We start from the raw sequence: 18590 nt of genomic DNA, 5'->3' as shown, positions 1-18590 counted from the left end.
GAGAATATTTTTGCGCGTAAGCCGGTCACTTACGATAAAGCAGATGGCGACGGTTTCGCTGGTTGCGGTTATCACCATCAGCATCTTTATCGTCATCCAACTGTTTCATTTTGTGCAGCAGCGCAGGATTGACTACGCCCAGCAGATGGAGAATATCGCACACACCGTCCGCCAGCCGCTGTCGGAAGCGGTACTGCGCGCCGATATTTCTCAGGCCGAACGCATTCTCCATTCACTGAAACCTGCCGGTATTTTATCGCGCGCCGATGTGGTGCTGCCGAATGCGTTTCAGGCTCTGCATGCCGACTTCGAAACGGAGAAACCGGTGCCGCGTCTGGTGGCGCGACTGTTTGAGCTGCCGGTGCAGATTACCCTGCCGCTCTACTCAGTGGAAAATACCGGGATGCCGAAACCGCTGGCCTATCTGGTGCTGCAGGCTAACTCGACGCGCGTCTACCAGTTTATTCTCAGCACGCTCTCGACCATGATTATCACCTATCTGCTGCTGGCACTGATCCTGTCAGTGGCGATCAGCTGGTGTATCAACCGGCTGGTGGTGCATCCGCTGCGCAATCTCTCGCGGGAGCTGCAGGAGCTGCCGCCGCAGTCGATTCTGACGCATAAGCTGTCACTGCCGCAGAGCCACCGCGATGATGAAATCGGCATGCTGATCCGCAGCTACAACCGCAATCAGCAGGTGCTGGAGTCGATACATGATGAGATGAGCCGGCTGACCACCCATTTTCCCGTGACCGATCTGCCCAACCGTACCCTGTTTCTGGCGCTGGTCGAGCAGTTCATGAGCAGTCCGGAACAGCCGCTGGGGCTGATGGTGATCCGCATTGAAACCCTGCAGGAAGCCAACGGCGTATTGAGCGATGAGCAGCGCGATACGCTGATGCTGACGCTGGTGGAGAAGATCCGTAATACGCTGGATGACCATACTCTGCTGGCGCAGACCGGGACCAGCGACTTTGTTCTGTTAATGAAGCGCGCCAGTAATCCGTTCCGCGCCCTGCGTCTGGCCCGTAACCTGATGATTCGCCTTAATCAGCCGGTCAACCTTTATCAGCTGCAGCTGCGTCCTAACGTCAGCATTGGTCTGGCGCTGCGCGATGATCAGCCGCTGAGCGCCAGTGATCTGCTTGGCCGCGCGACCTCAGCGATGATGTCGGCCCGTCATCAGGGCAAAAATCAGATCCTGTTCTTTGACGCCGCGTTAACCGAGCGCGCGCAAAAACGTCTGACCCAGGAGCATGACATTCTGCAGGGGTTGCACAATGAGCAGTTCGCCCTCTATCTGCAACCGCAGGTCGATATGCGCACCGGCACGTTAGTCGGCGCGGAAGCGCTGCTGCGTATGCGCCAGCCCGACGGCAGCTACGGTCTGACCGAAGAGTTTATTGCCAGTGCCGAAGAGATTGGTGTGATTAGCGCGATTGGCCGCTGGGTGTTTGAAGAGGCATGCCGCATTCTGGCAGGCTGGCAGCGACAGGGCATTATGCTGCCGCTGAGTGTGAATATTTCCGCTGTGCAACTGCGTGACACGGGCGTGGTCTCTCATCTGCAATCCCTGCTGACGCGCCACCGCATCGCACCTGGCACCTTCGTGCTGGAAGTGACAGAGACGGCTCAGCTTGATGATGCTGAACAGGCGATATCGATGCTGCGGATGTTGCAGCAGACTGGCGTGGCCGTGGCTCTGGACGATTTCGGCATGGGCTACTCCAACCTTAACTACCTCCATCAGCTGAAAGCGTTGCCGGTTAACAAGCTGAAGATGGATCGCAGCTTCGTGGCGGCGCTGCCGCATGACGACACCATGGTCTGCATCGTGGCGGCCATCGCCGAGATTATCCATCTGGAGGTGATTGCCGAAGGCGTGGAGACAGCAGAACAACGTGACTGGCTGCTGGCGCGCGGCATCTCTATCGGACAGGGCTATCTGTATGCTGAAGCGCTGCCTCTGACCCGATTCAATCAGGCATGGATCGAAAACTCCTCACTACCGCAATAATTGCCTGATTCATTGATTTTGCGAGAATTTTAGTTACAAAACCCCTTGCTGAAGCGTTTCAGTTCAGAATTACGATCCCCGGGTTTCCTGGGCGTTTATCACCCTGTATTAATCACGTAAACAGAGTGTTATTTTCGGGTTACTGTCAGGCGCCACCTCTGTTGCCCGCCAGTCACAATAACGAATCCGACAACATCACCTCACGGCGTTAGTGGACACCTGTTTATGAAAACCTCACTTTTTAAAAGCCTTTATTTCCAGGTGCTGATGGCGATTGGCATCGGCGTTTTGTTAGGCCATTTTTACCCGGAGTTAGGGACCCAGATGAAGCCGCTGGGAGATGGCTTTGTTAAGTTAATCAAGATGATTATCGCCCCGGTGATTTTCTGTACCGTGGTGACCGGCATCGCTGGCATGGAAAGCATGAAAGCGGTAGGACGGACCGGCGCGGTTGCACTGCTCTATTTTGAAATTGTCAGCACCATCGCGCTGATTATCGGCCTGATCGTGGTTAACGTGGTGCAGCCAGGTGCCGGGATGAACGTTGATCCTGCCACGCTGGATGCCAAAGCCGTGGCGATTTATGCGCAACAGGCAGAACAGCAGGGCATCGTCGCTTTCCTGCTGGATGTCATCCCCAACAGCGTGATTGGCGCCTTTGCCAGCGGCAATATTCTGCAGGTGCTGCTGTTTGCCATTCTGTTTGGTTTTGCCCTGCATCGTCTGGGTAACACTGGCACGCTGATTTTCAACGTGATTGAAAGCTTCTCAAAAGTGATTTTCGGCATCATCAACATGATTATGCGTCTGGCACCGATAGGGGCATTTGGCGCGATGGCGTTCACTATCGGCAAGTATGGCGTGGGCTCACTGGTGCAGCTCGGCCAGCTGATTATCTGCTTCTACATCACCTGTATTCTGTTTGTGGTGATCGTGCTGGGGCTGATTGCACGCCTGTTCGCCGGATTCAGCATCTTTAAGTTCATCGCCTATATCAAAGAAGAGCTGCTGATTGTGCTGGGCACTTCCTCTTCCGAGTCTGCGCTGCCGCGCATGCTGGATAAGATGGAGAAGCTGGGCTGCAAGAAATCGGTAGTAGGGCTGGTGATCCCCACCGGTTACTCCTTTAACCTGGACGGCACCTCGATTTACCTGACCATGGCGGCAGTATTTATCGCTCAGGCGACCAATGCGCACATGGACATTTTCCATCAGATTACGCTGCTGGTGGTGCTGCTGCTCTCCTCCAAAGGCGCGGCGGGGGTAACCGGGAGCGGATTTATCGTGCTGGCGGCGACGCTCTCTGCGGTGGGACATCTGCCGGTGGCGGGTCTGGCGCTCATTCTCGGTATCGACCGCTTTATGTCCGAAGCCCGTGCGCTGACCAACCTGATCGGTAACGGTGTGGCGACCGTGGTGGTGGCGAAGTGGGTCGATCAGCTGGATCATAAACAGCTGACCGACACGCTGGCAGGCCGGAATAAGGAGAATAAAGCGTCTGAATCTTCAATTTAATCATTGAATTTCACTTAAATCCCCACAAATGCCCGCTGTCGCTTGCCCTGACAGCGGGCATTTGCATAATAAACCCCACTTGTTTTTTTTGACGTTTTTCACTTCGTTACGCGACATCCTGAGCTTCCTGTGGTCAAACACTTTGTTGTTGGATAACAGCGCGATTCGGCGCCAGCCGATTCGTTAATAACAGCGGCAATATGCGCCAGTGATAACGATATTTGAATTATTTGAGTAGGGGTTCACATGCAGGGCACCAGAATTCGGCTTTTGGTTGGTGGATTAGTGCTGGCAAGCAGCTTTGGTCTCCAGGCAGAAACGCTGCAACCGGATCCGGCCTGGCAGGAAGGCAAGCTGGATAATGGATTTAACTGGCAGTTACTGGCCACACCGCAACGCCCCAGTGACCGTATTGAACTGCGGCTGGTGGTGAATACCGGCTCGCTGGTAGAGAGTGCGCAACAGGCCGGCTTCAGCCATCTGCTGCCGCGTCTGGCGATGGTGCACAACACCGCGCTTGATAACCATCAGCAGCGCGCGCTATGGCAACAGGCGATGGATCCTCAGCATCCGCTGCCACCTGTGATCACCTCCTATGATTCCACCCAATATAATCTGAGCCTGCCGAATAACCGCCCCGAGTTGCTGAAAGAAGCGCTGAACTGGCTGGCGGCCACGGCAGGCAATATGGCCATCACCGAACAGGTGGTCAATACCGCGCTGGCGGCATCGGATCCGGTGGCGACCTGGCCGAAAGATACCCAGGATGTCTGGTGGCGCTACCGCCTGAAAGGCTCCGCGCTGCTGGCGCATGACCCCGCAGCGCAACCACGCGCGCCGGTTGATTTAACCCAGCTCAATGATTTTTATCATCAGTGGTACACCCCGGATGCGATGACGCTCTACGTGGTGGGGAATGTTGACAGCCGCAACCTCTCTGAGCAGATCAATAAAACCTTCTCGGCGTTAACCGGTAAACGTGAAACGCCTGCGCCACTGCCCACCCTGTCGCCGCTGCCGCACGAGCCGGTAAATCTGGTCAGCAGCAACATGACGCAGGATCGCCTCTCGCTGGTGTGGGATACGCCGTGGCAACCGATTCGTGACTCCCAGAATCTGCAGCGTTACTGGCAGGGCGATCTGGCACGTGAAGCGCTGTTCTGGCATGTCCAGCGTGCGCTCAGTGACAGCAAGGCACAGGGCATACAGGTGGGATTTGATTGCCGTGTGCTTTATCAGCGTGCGCAGTGCTCCATCAACCTGGATGGACGCAACGAAAATCTGGCGCAGAATATGAATCTGGTGGCGCGTGAGCTGGCAAACGTGCGTGACAAAGGCTTGCCGCAGGAGGAGTTTGATGCGCTGATGGCGCAGAAGCTGCTGGAGCTGAACAAGCTGTTTACCACCTATGCCCGCACCGATACGGATGTGCTGATGAGCCAGCGCCTGCGCTCCCAGCAGAACGCCGTAGTCGATATCGCACCTGAGCAGTATCAGAAGCTGCGTCAGACTTTCCTGGCCGGCCTGACCCGCGAACAGTTAAACCAGGAGCTGCGTCAGCAGCTGACGCAGGAACTGATGATGGTACTGATTCAGCCGGAAGGCGAAACGGAAACCAACGTGAAGAGCCTGCAAAACAACTGGGACAAAGTGATGGCACCACCAGCGGCACCGGCGACCAGCAATGAAGCCAGTCCGCCGGATAGCAACGTCAAAGACGTTCCGCCAGCCGCATAAAGTCAGGTTTTTGCCCTGAGCCACTCGGTCACTAACATCGGCCAGCTGGCGAGGGGCAAATCTGCCACGCCGCGGATACCAAATCCGTGCCCGCCTTTCTGATAGAAATGCACCTCTGCCGGGACCTTATGCTCACGCAGCGCGCCAAAAAACGCCATGCTGTGATTCACTGATACATCATCATCGTCGGCTGCGTGGATCAACAGCGTTGGCGGCACCAGCGGATGAACCCGGGTTTCCATTGAATAAGCGTCAATGGTTTTCTGATCGGGCCAGGCACCCAGCAGGCGGGTTCTGGCTCCTTCATGGGCGATGCCGTCCCGCATGCTGATTACCGGATAGACCAGTACCATCGCATCCGGACGCGGCGAGAAGTTTTCTGCGCCATCCTGCACCGGATAGAGTTTCTCTGCGAAACGCGTACCCAGACTGGCAGCCACGTGACCACCCGCCGAAAAGCCCATCATGACGATATATTTACCATTCAGGCCGCGCTGCGCCCGTTCACGCAGGACGCGTACCGCGCGCTGAGCATCGGCCAGCGGCGCGTCGGGCCCTTCGTGATGTCCATCATAGGGCAGGCGATAAGTCATCACCGCCAGGGTGTAACCCATTGAGGTAAAGAATGTCGCCAGGGCGCTGCCTTCACGATCGATCATCACGCGCTGATAGCCTCCGCCCGGTGCGACCAGCAGGGTAATCCCGTTTGATTCGACCGGATGCCAGATCGCCATCTCCGGGCAACGCACGCCGGTAGCGGCCCGATCGTAAGGCTCATACTCTTTTGCCATGTCGACAATCTGCGGCTGTGCGCGCGAATCGCTGGCGCCTGGCGCATCACCGTGTGGCCAGATATTAATAATTTCTGTGTGCATAAATAGATCCTGATGCGGGGAATATTTTAATTGTTTTGTTCGCGGCCGGAGAGAACAGCGTCCTGCTGTCTTTTGATTAAAAGATGGTCTTTTTTCAGGCAGTCGTCCATCCGAAAAGGGGGGATCTGACCAGATTCGGACTATGCCTGGTGGTGGATCTGTTTGTTTAACTTATTAATTTTAATAAATAAATTATAAGAGAGATTGAAGGAGTCGACCGCAGGGGATCTATTATTAACCACAATTTTTCCGCTTAAGGTAAATAGCTGGCACGGCCCGCTTGATTAGCCGCAATTTACCGGATATCACGCTGTGCGTTCTTAAGGCGACATAATGATTTTAGCGTCAGGATCACACCGCCACGCTGCAGGGGCTAACGTGCCAGTCTCATCTGGGAACGGATAGCATCGGTTACAGTCACGCAGCCAGACGTTACCAGCAGCCTAAAAAAATGCGCCCTCGGGCGCATTTTCTGGCATCGGCACGATCAGTGCCTGTATCAACGACGCTGGCTGCTGCTCTGTCAGTCAGGCATCGCCTCTGCCGGAATAATCGCGCCGCGATGCTGAATCACGGTGCTGGCAGTCAGGTGTCCGCGCTGCGCGGCGACCTCTGCAGAGGCGCCGGTCAGACGGCGAGCCAGATAACCGGCACTGAACGAATCACCGGCTGCGGTGGTATCGATCACTTTCTCTTTCGGCAGACGTACCGCAGGCACATCAATCAGCGGCGCATCGCCGGTGACCACCAGGCAGGAGTCTGCACCGCGCTTAATCACGATTTCGCTGGCACCCGCCTGACGGGTACGCGCGATAACGTCATCCAGCGGCTCTTCGCCCCAGAGCAGATGTTCATCATCCAGTGTCAGGAAGGCGATATCGGTGCAGTTGAGCATGGCGCGATAAGCGGCCTGCGTGCTGGCCCGATCGGCCCATAAACGCGGGCGGTAGTTGTTATCGAAAATCACCTTGCCGCCATTAGCCCGGCAGCGCGCCAGCAGCACCATCAGCTTTTCACGACTGGCAGGCGGCAGAATCGCCAGGCTGATGCCGCTAAGATAGAGATAATCGTAGTGCGACAGCTGTTCAGCTATCTCTGCTGATTGCGGACTGTCGAGCCAGTAACGCGCGGCGGCATCACTGCGCCAGTACCAGAAGGTGCGCTCACCGTCGGCATCGGTTTCAATGAAATACAGGCCCGGCATTTTATTATCGAGCCGCTGAATCAGGTCGGTATTGACCTTCTCCTGCTGCCAGGCCGCGATCATTTGATCGCTGAACGAATCCGTACCCAGCGCAGTGACATAATCGACCCGTAACTGCTGCTCATCAACCTGGCGGGCGAGATAAACGGCCGTATTGAGCGTATCGCCGCCAAAGCCACGTTTAATGTTCTCACCCTTTTCGGACAGCTCAATCATGCATTCGCCGATGATGGCGATTTTTTTCTGCGTCATGGTTTCAGACCTGTAGTGAAATATCGCCTTAGTCTCGCGTCTGGTATGGCAGACGTCAATGCTTTTAAAACGGTGTTTTAATTTACCTTTAAAGGCGGCCATTAGCCCTGGTCTCGGGGATAAACGCCGGGAATGTCGGCTTTTTTTACCGCTTATGCTAACGAAATGGCTGAGAAACCCCTTTTTCTGAATTGAATCATCTTACTATCCCGCTTCCCTGATGCTGTTGCCCGCGGTCTCGACTATCTTTAACGCAGACCGTGAATGTGCAAGGAGAAAGCGTAATGTCGCGTACCGGGAAAATAGTCAGCTGGGTAGCAGGAATTCTGGTGTTGTTGATCGTGGTGATTATCGTCGTCATCGCGACCTTTGACTGGAATCGCCTGAAGCCCACCATCAATCAAAAAGTTTCAACCGAGTTAAACCGTCCCTTTGCGATACGCGGGGATCTGGGTATCGACTGGGCACGAAATCGCGACGAGGCAGGCTGGCGGCGTTGGGTGCCGTGGCCGCAGATCCATGCGGAAGATATCATGCTGGGGAATCCGCCTGACATTGCCGACGTCACCATGGTACATCTGCAGCGGGTCGATGCCACATTGTCACCGCTGTCGCTGCTGCACAAAGAACTTTTCATCCCGTGGATTAAATTGCAGCGACCGGATGCGCGTCTGATCCAGACCGCGGATAAAAAGAACAACTGGACCTTTACCCTTGCCGATAGCGGCAAGGATGAGAAGAGTGCTGCGCCATCGGCCTGGTCATTCCGTCTGGATAATATTCTGTTCGATCAGGGCCAGATTCGTTATCGCGATGCCATTAACCGCGCAGATGTCACGGTGCAGGTTAATCCGCTGGGTAAACCGGTGCCGTATACGCAGATTGCCGGAGGCAATGACCAGCAGAAGGGCGCAGGCGACTTCGTCTTTGGCTGGCAGGCGAAGGGCACTTATAACAATGAGTCACTCAGCGGCGACGGTAAGATTGGCGGCATGCTGTCACTGCGCAGTCAGAACACCCCGTTCCCGATTCAGGCCGATCTGCGCAACGGCACCACCCGCGTTCAGGTGACCGGCGGTCTGCAGGATCCGATGAACCTCGGCGGGCTTAACGTGCGACTGCGCTTCTCGGGCGATACGCTGGCCAATCTCTATGGCCTGACCGGCGTCCTGCTGCCTGACACGCCACCTTATGAAACCGACGGCCATCTGATTGCTAAATTCAGCGGCGAAAAGGGCGCGGTTTACCGCTATGAGAAATTCAACGGACATATTGGCGACAGCGATATTCATGGCTCGCTGATCTACAGTCAGGTCAAACCCCGCCCGACACTCAGCGGCGAGCTGACCTCTGAGCAACTGCGCATGGCCGATCTGGGGCCGCTGATTGGCGTCGACTCTGGCAAAGGCAGTGAAAAAACTGCGCAGGCCAAAGCCCGGCGCGGGGAGAAATCGAATCAGCCCGCAGACCGCGTGCTACCACACGATAAATTCGAAACCAAAAACTGGGACGTGATGGATGCCGACGTGAAGTTCAGCGGCAAACGGATCGAACACAGCAATTCACTGCCGTTAAGCGATCTCTATACCCATTTACAGCTGAAAAACGGTGATCTGCTGCTGGATCCGCTGCGCTTTGGTGTGGCGGGCGGCAATCTCAACAGCACTATCCGGCTGGAGGGCGATCACTCGCCGATGCGTGGTCGGGTTGATCTTCATGTCCGTAAGCTGCAGCTGCGTCAGCTCTTCCCGAATGTGGAGGCGATGAAGAACAGCCGTGGCCAGCTCAATGGCGATGCCAGCTTTACTGGCACCGGTAACTCCGTAGCCGATCTGCTGGCGACCAGCAACGGGCAACTTAAGCTGCTGATGAATGATGGTCTGATCAGCCGCAGCCTGATGGAGATTGCCGGACTCAACGTCGGTAACTACGTGGTGGGCAAACTGTTTGGCGATGACCAGGTGCGTATCAACTGCGCCGCCACCGATCTCAAACTGCAGAACGGTGTGGCAACGCCTAACCTGTTTGTGTTTGATACCGAGAACGCGATTATCAATGTGTCAGGCAACGCGAACTTCGCCAGTGAGCGGCTGGATCTGTCGGTGAATCCGGAGAGTAAGGGCGTCCGCATCGTAACGCTGCGCTCCCCGCTCTATGTGCGTGGTACCTTTAAAAATCCTGATGCGGGCGTGAAAACGGGGCCACTGCTGGCACGTGGTGCCGCTGCCGTGGCACTGGGCGCAGTAGTGGGCCCGGCGGCGGCGCTGCTGGCACTGATCTCTCCAAGTGATAACGAAGACAACCAGTGCAGCACCGTCCTGCAGCAGATGAAGCAGAAGAAGTAACTAGTTGCGATAGAGCACTTTAATAATGTGATAACCAAAGCCGGTCTTTACCGGCCCGTAAGGCGTCAGCAGCGGGCAGGTAAAGACCGCTTTATCAAAGGCCGGCACCATCTGTCCCTGCCGGAACTCGCCCAGATCGCCGCCATTCCGGCCGGAAGGACAGGTTGAGTGCTTCTTTGCCAGCTGCTGGAAATTGCCACCCTTCGCCAGTTTCGCCAGAATCTCTTTTGCCAGCGCTTCCTCTTTGACGAGGATGTGTAAAGCCGCCGCGGTTTTCGCCATGTTGGTATCTCGGTTGTGTATAATTGCCGCCCAGTATAAACCCCTTTCTTTTGATTCAATCAGGCGATTTCTCCTATGCGTTTAAACCCCAGCCAACAACGTGCCGTCGAATTTGTTACCGGTCCCTGTCTGGTGCTGGCGGGCGCGGGATCGGGCAAAACCCGCGTGATTACCAATAAAATCGCCCATCTGATCCGTGAATGCGGCTATCAGGCGCGCCACATCGCCGCGGTGACCTTTACCAATAAAGCCTCGCGCGAAATGAAAGAGCGTGTGGCGCAGACGCTGGGCCGCAAAGAGGCGCGCGGTCTGCTCATCTCCACCTTCCATACGCTGGGGCTGGAGATCATCAAACGCGAAACCGCGGCGCTGGGCATGAAGTCAAACTTCTCGCTGTTCGACGATCAGGATCAGCTCGCCCTGCTGAAAGAGCTGACAAAAGAGTGGCTGGAAGAGGATAAGACGCTGCTACAGCAGCTCATCTCCACCATCTCGAACTGGAAAAATGATCTGATCGATCCGCAGGGCGCCGCCGCGCTGGCGCGATCACAGCAGGATAATATTTTTGCTCACTGCTACGCCCTCTACAGCCAGCATCTTAAGTCGTGCAACGTGCTCGATTTCGACGATTTGATTCTGCTGCCGACGCTGCTGCTGCAGCGTAATCAGGAGGTGCGTGAACGCTGGCAGCAGCGTATCCGCTATCTGCTGGTGGATGAGTATCAGGATACCAACACCAGCCAGTATGAACTGGTTAAGCTGCTGGTGGGCGCTCGGGCGCGCTTCACGGTGGTGGGCGATGATGATCAGTCTATCTACTCCTGGCGCGGCGCACGCCCGCAGAATCTGGTGCTGCTGAATCAGGATTTCCCGGCGCTGGAGGTGGTGAAGCTGGAGCAGAACTACCGCTCTTCGCAGCGCATACTGAAAGCGGCAAATATCCTGATTGCCAATAACCCGCACGTCTTTGAGAAGCGGCTCTTTTCGGAGCTGGGGCAGGGCAGCGAGCTGAAGGTGCTTACTGCCAACAGCGAAGAGCATGAAGCGGAGCGGGTCACTGGCGAGCTCATCGCGCATCACTTTATCAACCGGACGCAGTACAAAGATTACGCGATTCTTTATCGTGGCAACCATCAGTCCCGGACCTTTGAAAAGTTTCTGATGCAGAACCGCATCCCTTATCGCATCTCTGGCGGTACTTCGTTCTTCTCACGGCCCGAGATCAAAGATCTGCTCGCCTATCTGCGCGTGCTGACCAATCCTGAGGATGACAGCGCGTTTCTGCGCATCGTCAATACGCCGCGCCGTGAGATTGGCCCGGCTACGCTGCAGAAGCTCGGTGAGTGGGCCAACCTGCGCAGCAAGAGCCTGTTTAACGCCAGTTTTGATGTCGGTCTGGGGCAGACGCTGAGTGGTCGCGGTCTGGAGCATCTGCAGCGGTTTACGCACTGGCTGAATGAGATTATCCAGCTGACCGAACGTGAGCCGGTGAACGCGGTGCGTGATTTGATTCGCGGCATCGACTACGAAAGCTGGCTGTTCGAAACCTCCGGCAGCCCGAAAGCCGCAGAGATGCGGATGAAGAACGTCAACACGCTGTTTCAGTGGATGACCGAAATGCTTGAGGGCAGCGATATCGATGAGCCGATGACGCTGGCGCAGGTGGTGACGCGCTTTACCCTGCGCGACATGATGGAGCGCGGTGAAAGCGATGAAGAGCTGGATCAGGTGCAGCTGATGACGCTGCACGCCTCCAAAGGGCTGGAGTTCCCCTATGTGTTCCTGGTGGGCATGGAGGAGGGGCTGTTACCGCATCAGAGCAGTATCGATGAAAATAATATCGAAGAGGAGCGTCGCCTGGCCTACGTGGGGATCACACGGGCACAGAAAGAGCTGACCTTTACCCTGTGTCGCGAACGCCGGCAATATGGCGAATTAATCCGGCCGGAGCCGAGCCGTTTTCTGCTGGAACTGCCGCAGGACGATCTGCAATGGGAGACCGAGCGCAAAGTGGTCAGTGCGGAGGAGCGGATGAAAACTGGTCAGAGCCGGGTGGCCGGTCTGAGAGCGATGCTGGATAAGGCGAAAAAGAGTTAAACCAGTGCAGGAGGCGAAGGAGATTCGCCTCACGCGACGGCAATTACGACAGGGTTAATAACCAGTGGACGTAAGACTGATAATGGCTTTCCTGCTCCAGCAGCTCACTGCGCAACGGATGGGCCTCCAGCCAGCCCGCGGGCAGGGTCAGATGCAGGGCATCATCGTCTGCCTGTAGCCGCACCGCAGGCAGGGTGTCATCGCGACGGCGGGTGGAGAAAATAATCGCCAGCCGCAGCAGACGGCACATCCGTTCTGCCAGCCGCGGCGGCAGGGCGTTCTGCTGCGTCAGCAAAGCCAGATCGATGCTGCCGCTCTGGTTTTGCAGTAAACAGGCCAGCAGCTTCTTCTGCGCCGGTGTGAAACCAGGAAGATCGAGGTGACGCACCAGATACGCCGCATGCTGCGGCGCATGACGGAAGTCAACGCTCAGGCCGATTTCGTGGATCGCGCAGGCGCTGAGCAGCAACTCACGACAGCGCTGATCCAGCTTCCACAACGTGGAAACCTGACGGAAAAAGCTCTCCGCCAGCTGACGCACGCGATCCGCCTGCTCGACATCAATGCTGAAACGGCGCTGGACGTTATGCAGCGTGCGGGTTCGGATATCCCGGTCGATGGGCAGATGCAGCATGCCGTAGACCAGTCCTTCACGCAGTGCGCCGCCCGCCAGCGTCATGCTATCGATACTGAGCTCCTGGAAGATGGCGATCAGAATCGACAGGCCGCTGGGGAACACCAGCGCCCGCTCCAGCGTCAGCCCTTCGATTTCCAGCTCTTCCAGTTTGCCGCACTGAATGGCGCGCTGCTTCAGCTGCTGCAGCTTATTCAGCGTGATGCGCTCATCCATGCCCTGCGCCACCATGATCTCCTGCAGCGCCTGAACCGTGCCAGAGGCACCAACGCAGGCCTGCCAGCCCTGCTCACGCAGTTGCGCTGCAATAGGCTGAATCATCTCACGTGCCGCCAGCTCGGCCTGGTCAAAGTTCTCCTTTGCCAGATGACGATCGCTGAAGAAGCGCTCCAGCCACGTCACACAGCCCATCGACAGACTGAACAACACCGACGCGTGCGAACCATCGCCGGTAGCCAGCTCGGTGCTGCCGCCGCCGATATCGACCACTAAACGCTGGTCGGAACCGCCAGTAGTGTGGGCCACGCCCTGATAAATCAGGCGCGCCTCTTCTTCACCGCTGATGACGTTGATGGTACAGCCAAGGATCTGTTGGGCGGTGTCGAGGAAGGTCTGCGCATTGGCAGCCAGACGCAGCGTGGCGGTCGCCACCACGCGAATTTGATCGGGGGGAATATCCTGCAGTTGTTCAGAGAACAGTCTGAGGCATTGCCAGCCCCGCGACATCGCGTCGGCTGACAACAGGTTATTTTTATCCAGACCGGCAGCAAGGCGAACCTTGCGCTTAATTTTTGCAACGGTCTGGATACTGCCAGAGACCTCGCGCACCACCAACATATGAAAGCTGTTAGACCCTAAATCAATCGCTGCATAAAGTGACGATGCGCTTAGCATGGTGGCCTTAACCTGAACGTTTACGGTTGTTGTTGCGTGGAGCACCGCGACGATTGGCGTTATTCCCTCCGCGACGCGGGCCATTGCCGGAACGGCTGCGTTGCAGACGCTTAGGCGGCGGTAAATCCGTTAACAACGCTTCGCTGCTGTACTTGCTGACCGGGATGCTGTGGCCGATGTACTCTTCAATCGAAGGCAGATTCAGCGCGTACTCTTCACAGGCCAGGCTGATTGAATGACCGCTGGCGCCTGCACGACCGGTACGGCCAATACGGTGAACGTAATCTTCACAGTCATCTGGCAGATCGTAGTTAAAGACGTGGGTAACAGCCGGTATGTGCAGACCGCGAGCAGCCACGTCAGTGGCGACCAGAATATCCACATCACCTTTGGTGAAGTCATCCAGAATGCGCAGGCGCTTCTTCTGAGCAACGTCGCCGGTCAGCAGGCCGACACGATGTCCATCGGCAGCCAGGTGGCCCCAGATATCTTCACAGCGGTGCTTGGTGTTGGCGAAAATAATGGCGCGATCGGGCCACTCTTCTTCCAGCAGGGTCTGCAACAGGCGCATTTTCTCTTCGTTAGACGGATAGAAAAGCTCTTCCTGAATGCGATGGCCGGTTTTCTGTTCCGGTTCCACTTCCACATATTCAGCACTGTTCATGTGCTCAAACGCCAGTTCACGGACGCGGTAGGAGAGGGTCGCCGAGAACAGCATGCTCAGACGCTGAGTCGCCGGCGGCATGCGACGGAACAGCCAGCGAATATCTTTAATAAAGCCGAGATCAAACATGCGATCGGCTTCGTCCAGCACCATGACCTGAATAGCACCGAGGTTGACGTGATTCTGTTTCGCGTAGTCGATCAGGCGACCGGTGGTAGCCACCAGAATATCAACGCCCTGCTCCAGCACTTTAAGCTGTTTGTCATAACCGTCTCCGCCATAGGCGAGACCCAGTTTCAGGCCGGTTGAGGCGGTAAGGGGTTCTGCATCTGCATGAATCTGCACAGCAAGTTCACGCGTCGGCGCAAGAATTAATGCCCGTGGCTGGTTAACCTGACGACCTTCCGCCGCAGGATGAGAGAGAAGATGATGAAACGTTGACGTCAGAAACGCCATCGTTTTGCCGGTACCGGTTTGCGCCTGGCCTGCAACATCACGCCCTGAAAGCGTAAAAGGCAGAGCTAACGCCTGAATCGGCGTGCAGTATTGAAAGCCTTTAGTATCAAGGGCTTCCACCACTTTTGGGTGCAGGGCGAAGTCGGAAAACTTCTGTTCAGTTAAGTGTGTTTTGCTCATAGTGTGGTAGAATATCAGCTTACTATCGCTTTACGAAAGCGTATCCGATGAAATAAAGTCAACCAACATTGGTATATTTTACGCCAATTCGCCAGGCATAATCTTGTGGAGTAAAACATGAGCAGCGATAAAATCGTTCATCTGACTGATGACAGTTTCGACACCGACGTGCTGAAAGCCGACGGCGTTACACTGGTAGATTTCTGGGCTGAATGGTGCGGTCCTTGCAAAATGATCGCGCCAATCCTTGATGAAGTTGCAGAAGAGTATGATGGCAAGCTGACCATCGCTAAGCTGAATATTGATGATAACCCAGGCACGGCACCGAAGTATGGCATTCGTGGTATCCCGACGCTGCTGCTGTTTAAAAATGGCGAAGTCGCCGCGACCAAAGTGGGCGCGCTGTCTAAAGGCCAGCTGAAAGAGTTCCTGAACGCCAATCTGGCGTAATTCAGGGCTGAATGTCCGGCAGTGGTGAATTTATCTCCTGCTGCTGGACGTTCGCTTTCAGGCGTGCTAATTTACCAGCACTGCATTACGAACTTACCTTGTAGTTAGCATCTAAAAGTTTTCCCTTGTTGAACCCTGTCGCCCTGTACCTTATAAAGATAGAACGGTTCAGCAATCTTACGGTTAGCTCCAACTCTGGCATCACATTCGGACATCTCCCTGCATACCGATCGCCATTCCATACGATGATCGTCAGGAAGAGCCGAAAAGAGCCATTAACGGCATGGATTAGTTGCCATACCATTCACGACAAACATTCCGAGTATTACCCCGAGTTTAAGAACCCATCACTATGAATCTTACCGAATTAAAGAATACGCCGGTTGCTGAGCTGGTTACTCTCGGCGAAAATATGGGACTGGAAAACCAGGCTCGTATGCGCAAGCAGGACATTATCTTTTCAATCCTGAAGCAGCACGCGAAAAGCGGCGAAGACATCTTCGGTGATGGCGTGCTGGAGATCCTTCAGGATGGATTTGGATTCCTCCGTTCCGGAGACAGCTCCTACCTCGCCGGCCCTGATGATATCTACGTTTCCCCTAGTCAAATCCGCCGCTTCAACCTCCGCACTGGTGACACCATCTCTGGCAAAATTCGTCCACCGAAAGAGGGTGAACGTTATTTTGCGCTGCTGAAAGTTAACGAAGTTAACTACGACAAGCCGGAAAATGCGCGTAATAAGATTCTGTTCGAAAACCTCACGCCGCTGCACGCAAATAAACGTCTGCGTATGGAGCGGGGTAATGGCTCAACGGAAGATTTAACCGCTCGCGTACTGGATCTGGCATCGCCAATTGGTCGTGGCCAGCGTGGTCTGATTGTTGCACCACCGAAAGCCGGTAAAACCATGCTGCTGCAGAACATCGCGCAGAGCCTGGCGCACAACTATCCGGACTGTACCCTGATGGTACTGCTGATCGATGAGCGCCCGGAAGAAGTCACCGAGATGCAGCGTCTGGTGAAAGGCGAAGTTATCGCCTCAACCTTCGATGAGCCAGCTTCACGCCACGTTCAGGTTGCTGAAATGGTGATCGAGAAGGCCAAGCGTCTGGTTGAACACAAGAAAGATGTCATCATCCTGCTCGACTCCATTACACGTCTGGCACGTGCTTACAACACCGTGGTTCCTGCTTCAGGTAAAGTCCTGACCGGTGGTGTGGATGCCAACGCCCTGCATCGTCCAAAGCGTTTCTTTGGTGCTGCACGTAACGTGGAAGAGGGCGGTAGCCTGACCATCATCGCGACCGCGCTGGTTGATACCGGTTCGAAGATGGATGAAGTGATTTACGAAGAGTTTAAAGGTACCGGTAACATGGAACTGCATCTCGCCCGTAAAATCGCTGAAAAACGCGTCTTCCCGGCGATTGATTACAACCGCTCTGGTACGCGTAAAGAAGAGCTGCTCACCTCTCAGGAAGAGCTGCAGAAGATGTGGATCCTGCGTAAGATTATTCACCCGATGGGCGAAATCGACGCAATGGAATTCCTCATCAACAAGCTGGCGATGACCAAAACTAATGATGAATTCTTCGATATGATGAAGCGTTCTTAATCCGATACTGCCTGGCCGAACCACAGATTCGGCTTTTTTAGTCCAGATGCGCAGAAAATCGACCTCACGCCACGTCTCAACGTGGCGTTTTTCATTTGTGAGCTATAGGATTGAACACTGGCAGGAGCATTTATAATGACTGTGGTAGCGATGGCGAACTTTTGACCGTTCGTCTGTCTCTTTATGCAGAATTCGGAATCCGACACAGCGATAGGCGCGTTTTTTCGCGTATTGTTGTGCGGGATGTTAGCTGAGAGCGTTTAACGTGAATTTACTCACTATGAGTACTGAGCTTGGTTTAATTTTTCTCTTTTCCCTGGCTTTCCTCTTTTTTGCTCGAAAAGCAGCTAAAAAAATTGGTTTAGTTGATAAGCCTAACTCACGTAAACGCCATCATGGCGCGATTCCGTTGGTGGGCGGCATTTCTGTGTTCGCAGGTATCTGCTTCACGTTTGCCATTACCAACTACTATCTGCCTCACGCGCTGCTCTATCTGGGCTGCGCCGGTGTTCTGGTGCTGGTTGGCGCACTGGATGACCGTTTCGATATCAGCGTCAAGATCCGCGCGGTGGTGCAGGCGATTGTCGCACTGGTGATGATGTTTGGCGCAAAACTCTATCTGCTTAGCCTGGGCTTTATCGTCGGCCCGTTCGAGCTTATCGTGGGGCCCTTCGGCTATGTGCTGACGCTGTTTGCCGTCTGGGCCGCGATAAACGCCTTTAATATGGTGGATGGGATCGACGGTCTGCTGGGCGGACTCTCCTCGGTCACTTTTGCCGCCATGGGGATCATCCTCTACTTCGACGGCCAGACCAGCCTCGCGATGTGGTGTTTTGCGATGATTGCCGCCACGCTGCCCTATATTCTGCTTAACCTCGGCTTCCTTGGCCGTCGCTTCAAAGTCTTTATGGGCGATGCCGGCAGCACCATGATCGGGTTCACCATTATCTGGATTCTGCTGGAAACGACGCAGGGTCTGAGCCATCCCATCACGCCCGTTACCGCACTGTGGCTTATTGCCATTCCTCTGATGGATATGGTGGCGATTATGTATCGTCGCCTGCGTAAAGGCATGAGTCCGTTCTCGGCTGACCGTCAGCACATCCACCATCTGATCATGCGTGCCGGCTTTACCTCCCGTCAGGCCTTTGTACTGATTACCGTTGCGGCGGCTATTCTCGCCGGTATCGGTGTGCTGGGCGAATATCTGGCATTTATCCCGGAGTGGGTGATGCTGCTGCTATTCCTGGGCGCGTTTATGGTTTACGGCTACTGCCTCAAACATGCGTGGCGCGTGGCGCGACGTGTCCGCCGCATTAAGCGCCGTCTGAGCCATCATCGCGAAGCAAAAAACAAATTACCCTGAAAAGAGCTGA

13 protein-coding genes are annotated in these 18590 nt (G+C 55.3%); 8 read left to right on the top strand and 5 right to left on the bottom strand.

The annotated features are described in order from the left end of the window. The first annotated feature begins 10 nt into the window (after nucleotides 1-10). The 3 genes from hmsP to ACX8ZY_RS19145 all read left to right on the top strand — a co-directional run bounded on the left by hmsP (nucleotide 11) and on the right by ACX8ZY_RS19145 (nucleotide 5269). Nucleotides 11-2017, top strand: coding sequence for a biofilm formation regulator HmsP (gene hmsP, locus ACX8ZY_RS19155; RefSeq protein WP_031292605.1), 2007 nt, complete (start codon nucleotides 11-13; stop codon nucleotides 2015-2017). 225 nt (nucleotides 2018-2242) lie between these two features. Next, nucleotides 2243-3532 carry a dicarboxylate/amino acid:cation symporter gene (locus ACX8ZY_RS19150; protein ID WP_010257403.1) on the top strand — a complete coding sequence of 430 codons (1290 nt, stop codon included), beginning with the start codon at nucleotides 2243-2245 and terminating at the stop codon, nucleotides 3530-3532. 246 nt (nucleotides 3533-3778) lie between these two features. Beyond that, entirely contained in the window at nucleotides 3779-5269 is a 1491-nt protein-coding gene (locus tag ACX8ZY_RS19145) for a M16 family metallopeptidase (protein WP_320504219.1), read from the top strand. A gap of 2 nt (nucleotides 5270-5271) precedes the next feature. Here ACX8ZY_RS19145 and ACX8ZY_RS19140 read toward each other — a convergent pair whose 3' ends face one another. Next, complete coding sequence (locus tag ACX8ZY_RS19140) at nucleotides 5272-6144, bottom strand: alpha/beta hydrolase (protein WP_010671660.1); 873 nt, start codon at nucleotides 6142-6144, stop codon at nucleotides 5272-5274. 523 nt (nucleotides 6145-6667) lie between these two features. Then, nucleotides 6668-7600, bottom strand: a complete 933-nt coding sequence (kdgK, locus tag ACX8ZY_RS19135) for a 2-dehydro-3-deoxygluconokinase (RefSeq protein ID WP_192073328.1) — start codon at nucleotides 7598-7600, stop codon at nucleotides 6668-6670. 284 nt (nucleotides 7601-7884) lie between these two features. Here kdgK and ACX8ZY_RS19130 point away from each other — a divergent pair, with 284 nt between their 5' ends. After that, a complete protein-coding gene (locus tag ACX8ZY_RS19130; protein ID WP_010257389.1) occupies nucleotides 7885-9945 on the top strand; it encodes an AsmA family protein in 2061 nt (686 codons plus the stop codon). Here ACX8ZY_RS19130 and ppiC read toward each other — a convergent pair whose 3' ends face one another. After that, nucleotides 9946-10227 (bottom strand): peptidylprolyl isomerase PpiC, encoded by a 282-nt coding sequence (ppiC, locus tag ACX8ZY_RS19125; RefSeq protein ID WP_010257386.1) that lies wholly within the window; start codon nucleotides 10225-10227, stop codon nucleotides 9946-9948. It lies immediately after the preceding gene. A gap of 75 nt (nucleotides 10228-10302) precedes the next feature. On the opposite strand from ppiC, the gene rep reads away from it, so the two are divergent. Then, nucleotides 10303-12324: a DNA helicase Rep gene (rep, locus tag ACX8ZY_RS19120; protein ID WP_010257384.1), complete on the top strand. Its 2022-nt coding sequence runs from the start codon at nucleotides 10303-10305 to the stop codon at nucleotides 12322-12324. Nucleotides 12325-12367: 43 nt separating this feature from the next. On the opposite strand, the gene gppA is transcribed toward rep, so the two are convergent. Both gppA and rhlB read right to left on the bottom strand, forming a co-directional pair. After that, nucleotides 12368-13852 carry a guanosine-5'-triphosphate,3'-diphosphate diphosphatase gene (gene gppA, locus ACX8ZY_RS19115; RefSeq protein WP_010671664.1) on the bottom strand — a complete coding sequence of 495 codons (1485 nt, stop codon included), beginning with the start codon at nucleotides 13850-13852 and terminating at the stop codon, nucleotides 12368-12370. A gap of 7 nt (nucleotides 13853-13859) precedes the next feature. Then, nucleotides 13860-15152, bottom strand: a complete 1293-nt coding sequence (rhlB, locus tag ACX8ZY_RS19110; protein ID WP_022624852.1) for an ATP-dependent RNA helicase RhlB — start codon at nucleotides 15150-15152, stop codon at nucleotides 13860-13862. Nucleotides 15153-15269: 117 nt separating this feature from the next. Between rhlB and trxA the strand changes: the two genes are divergently transcribed. From trxA to wecA, 3 genes are all read left to right on the top strand, one after another. Further along, nucleotides 15270-15602, top strand: a complete 333-nt coding sequence (trxA, locus tag ACX8ZY_RS19105; RefSeq protein ID WP_003851963.1) for a thioredoxin TrxA — start codon at nucleotides 15270-15272, stop codon at nucleotides 15600-15602. Nucleotides 15603-15954: 352 nt separating this feature from the next. Further along, nucleotides 15955-17214, top strand: a complete 1260-nt coding sequence (rho, locus tag ACX8ZY_RS19100) for a transcription termination factor Rho (RefSeq protein WP_010257369.1) — start codon at nucleotides 15955-15957, stop codon at nucleotides 17212-17214. A gap of 280 nt (nucleotides 17215-17494) precedes the next feature. Further along, nucleotides 17495-18580 (top strand): UDP-N-acetylglucosamine--undecaprenyl-phosphate N-acetylglucosaminephosphotransferase, encoded by a 1086-nt coding sequence (gene wecA / locus ACX8ZY_RS19095; protein WP_022624853.1) that lies wholly within the window; start codon nucleotides 17495-17497, stop codon nucleotides 18578-18580. Nucleotides 18581-18590 lie beyond the last annotated feature (10 nt).

The organism is Pantoea sp. XAF26B01_ASV70, from assembly GCF_054512635.1.
This window is presented reverse-complemented; position numbering and strand designations above follow the sequence as displayed.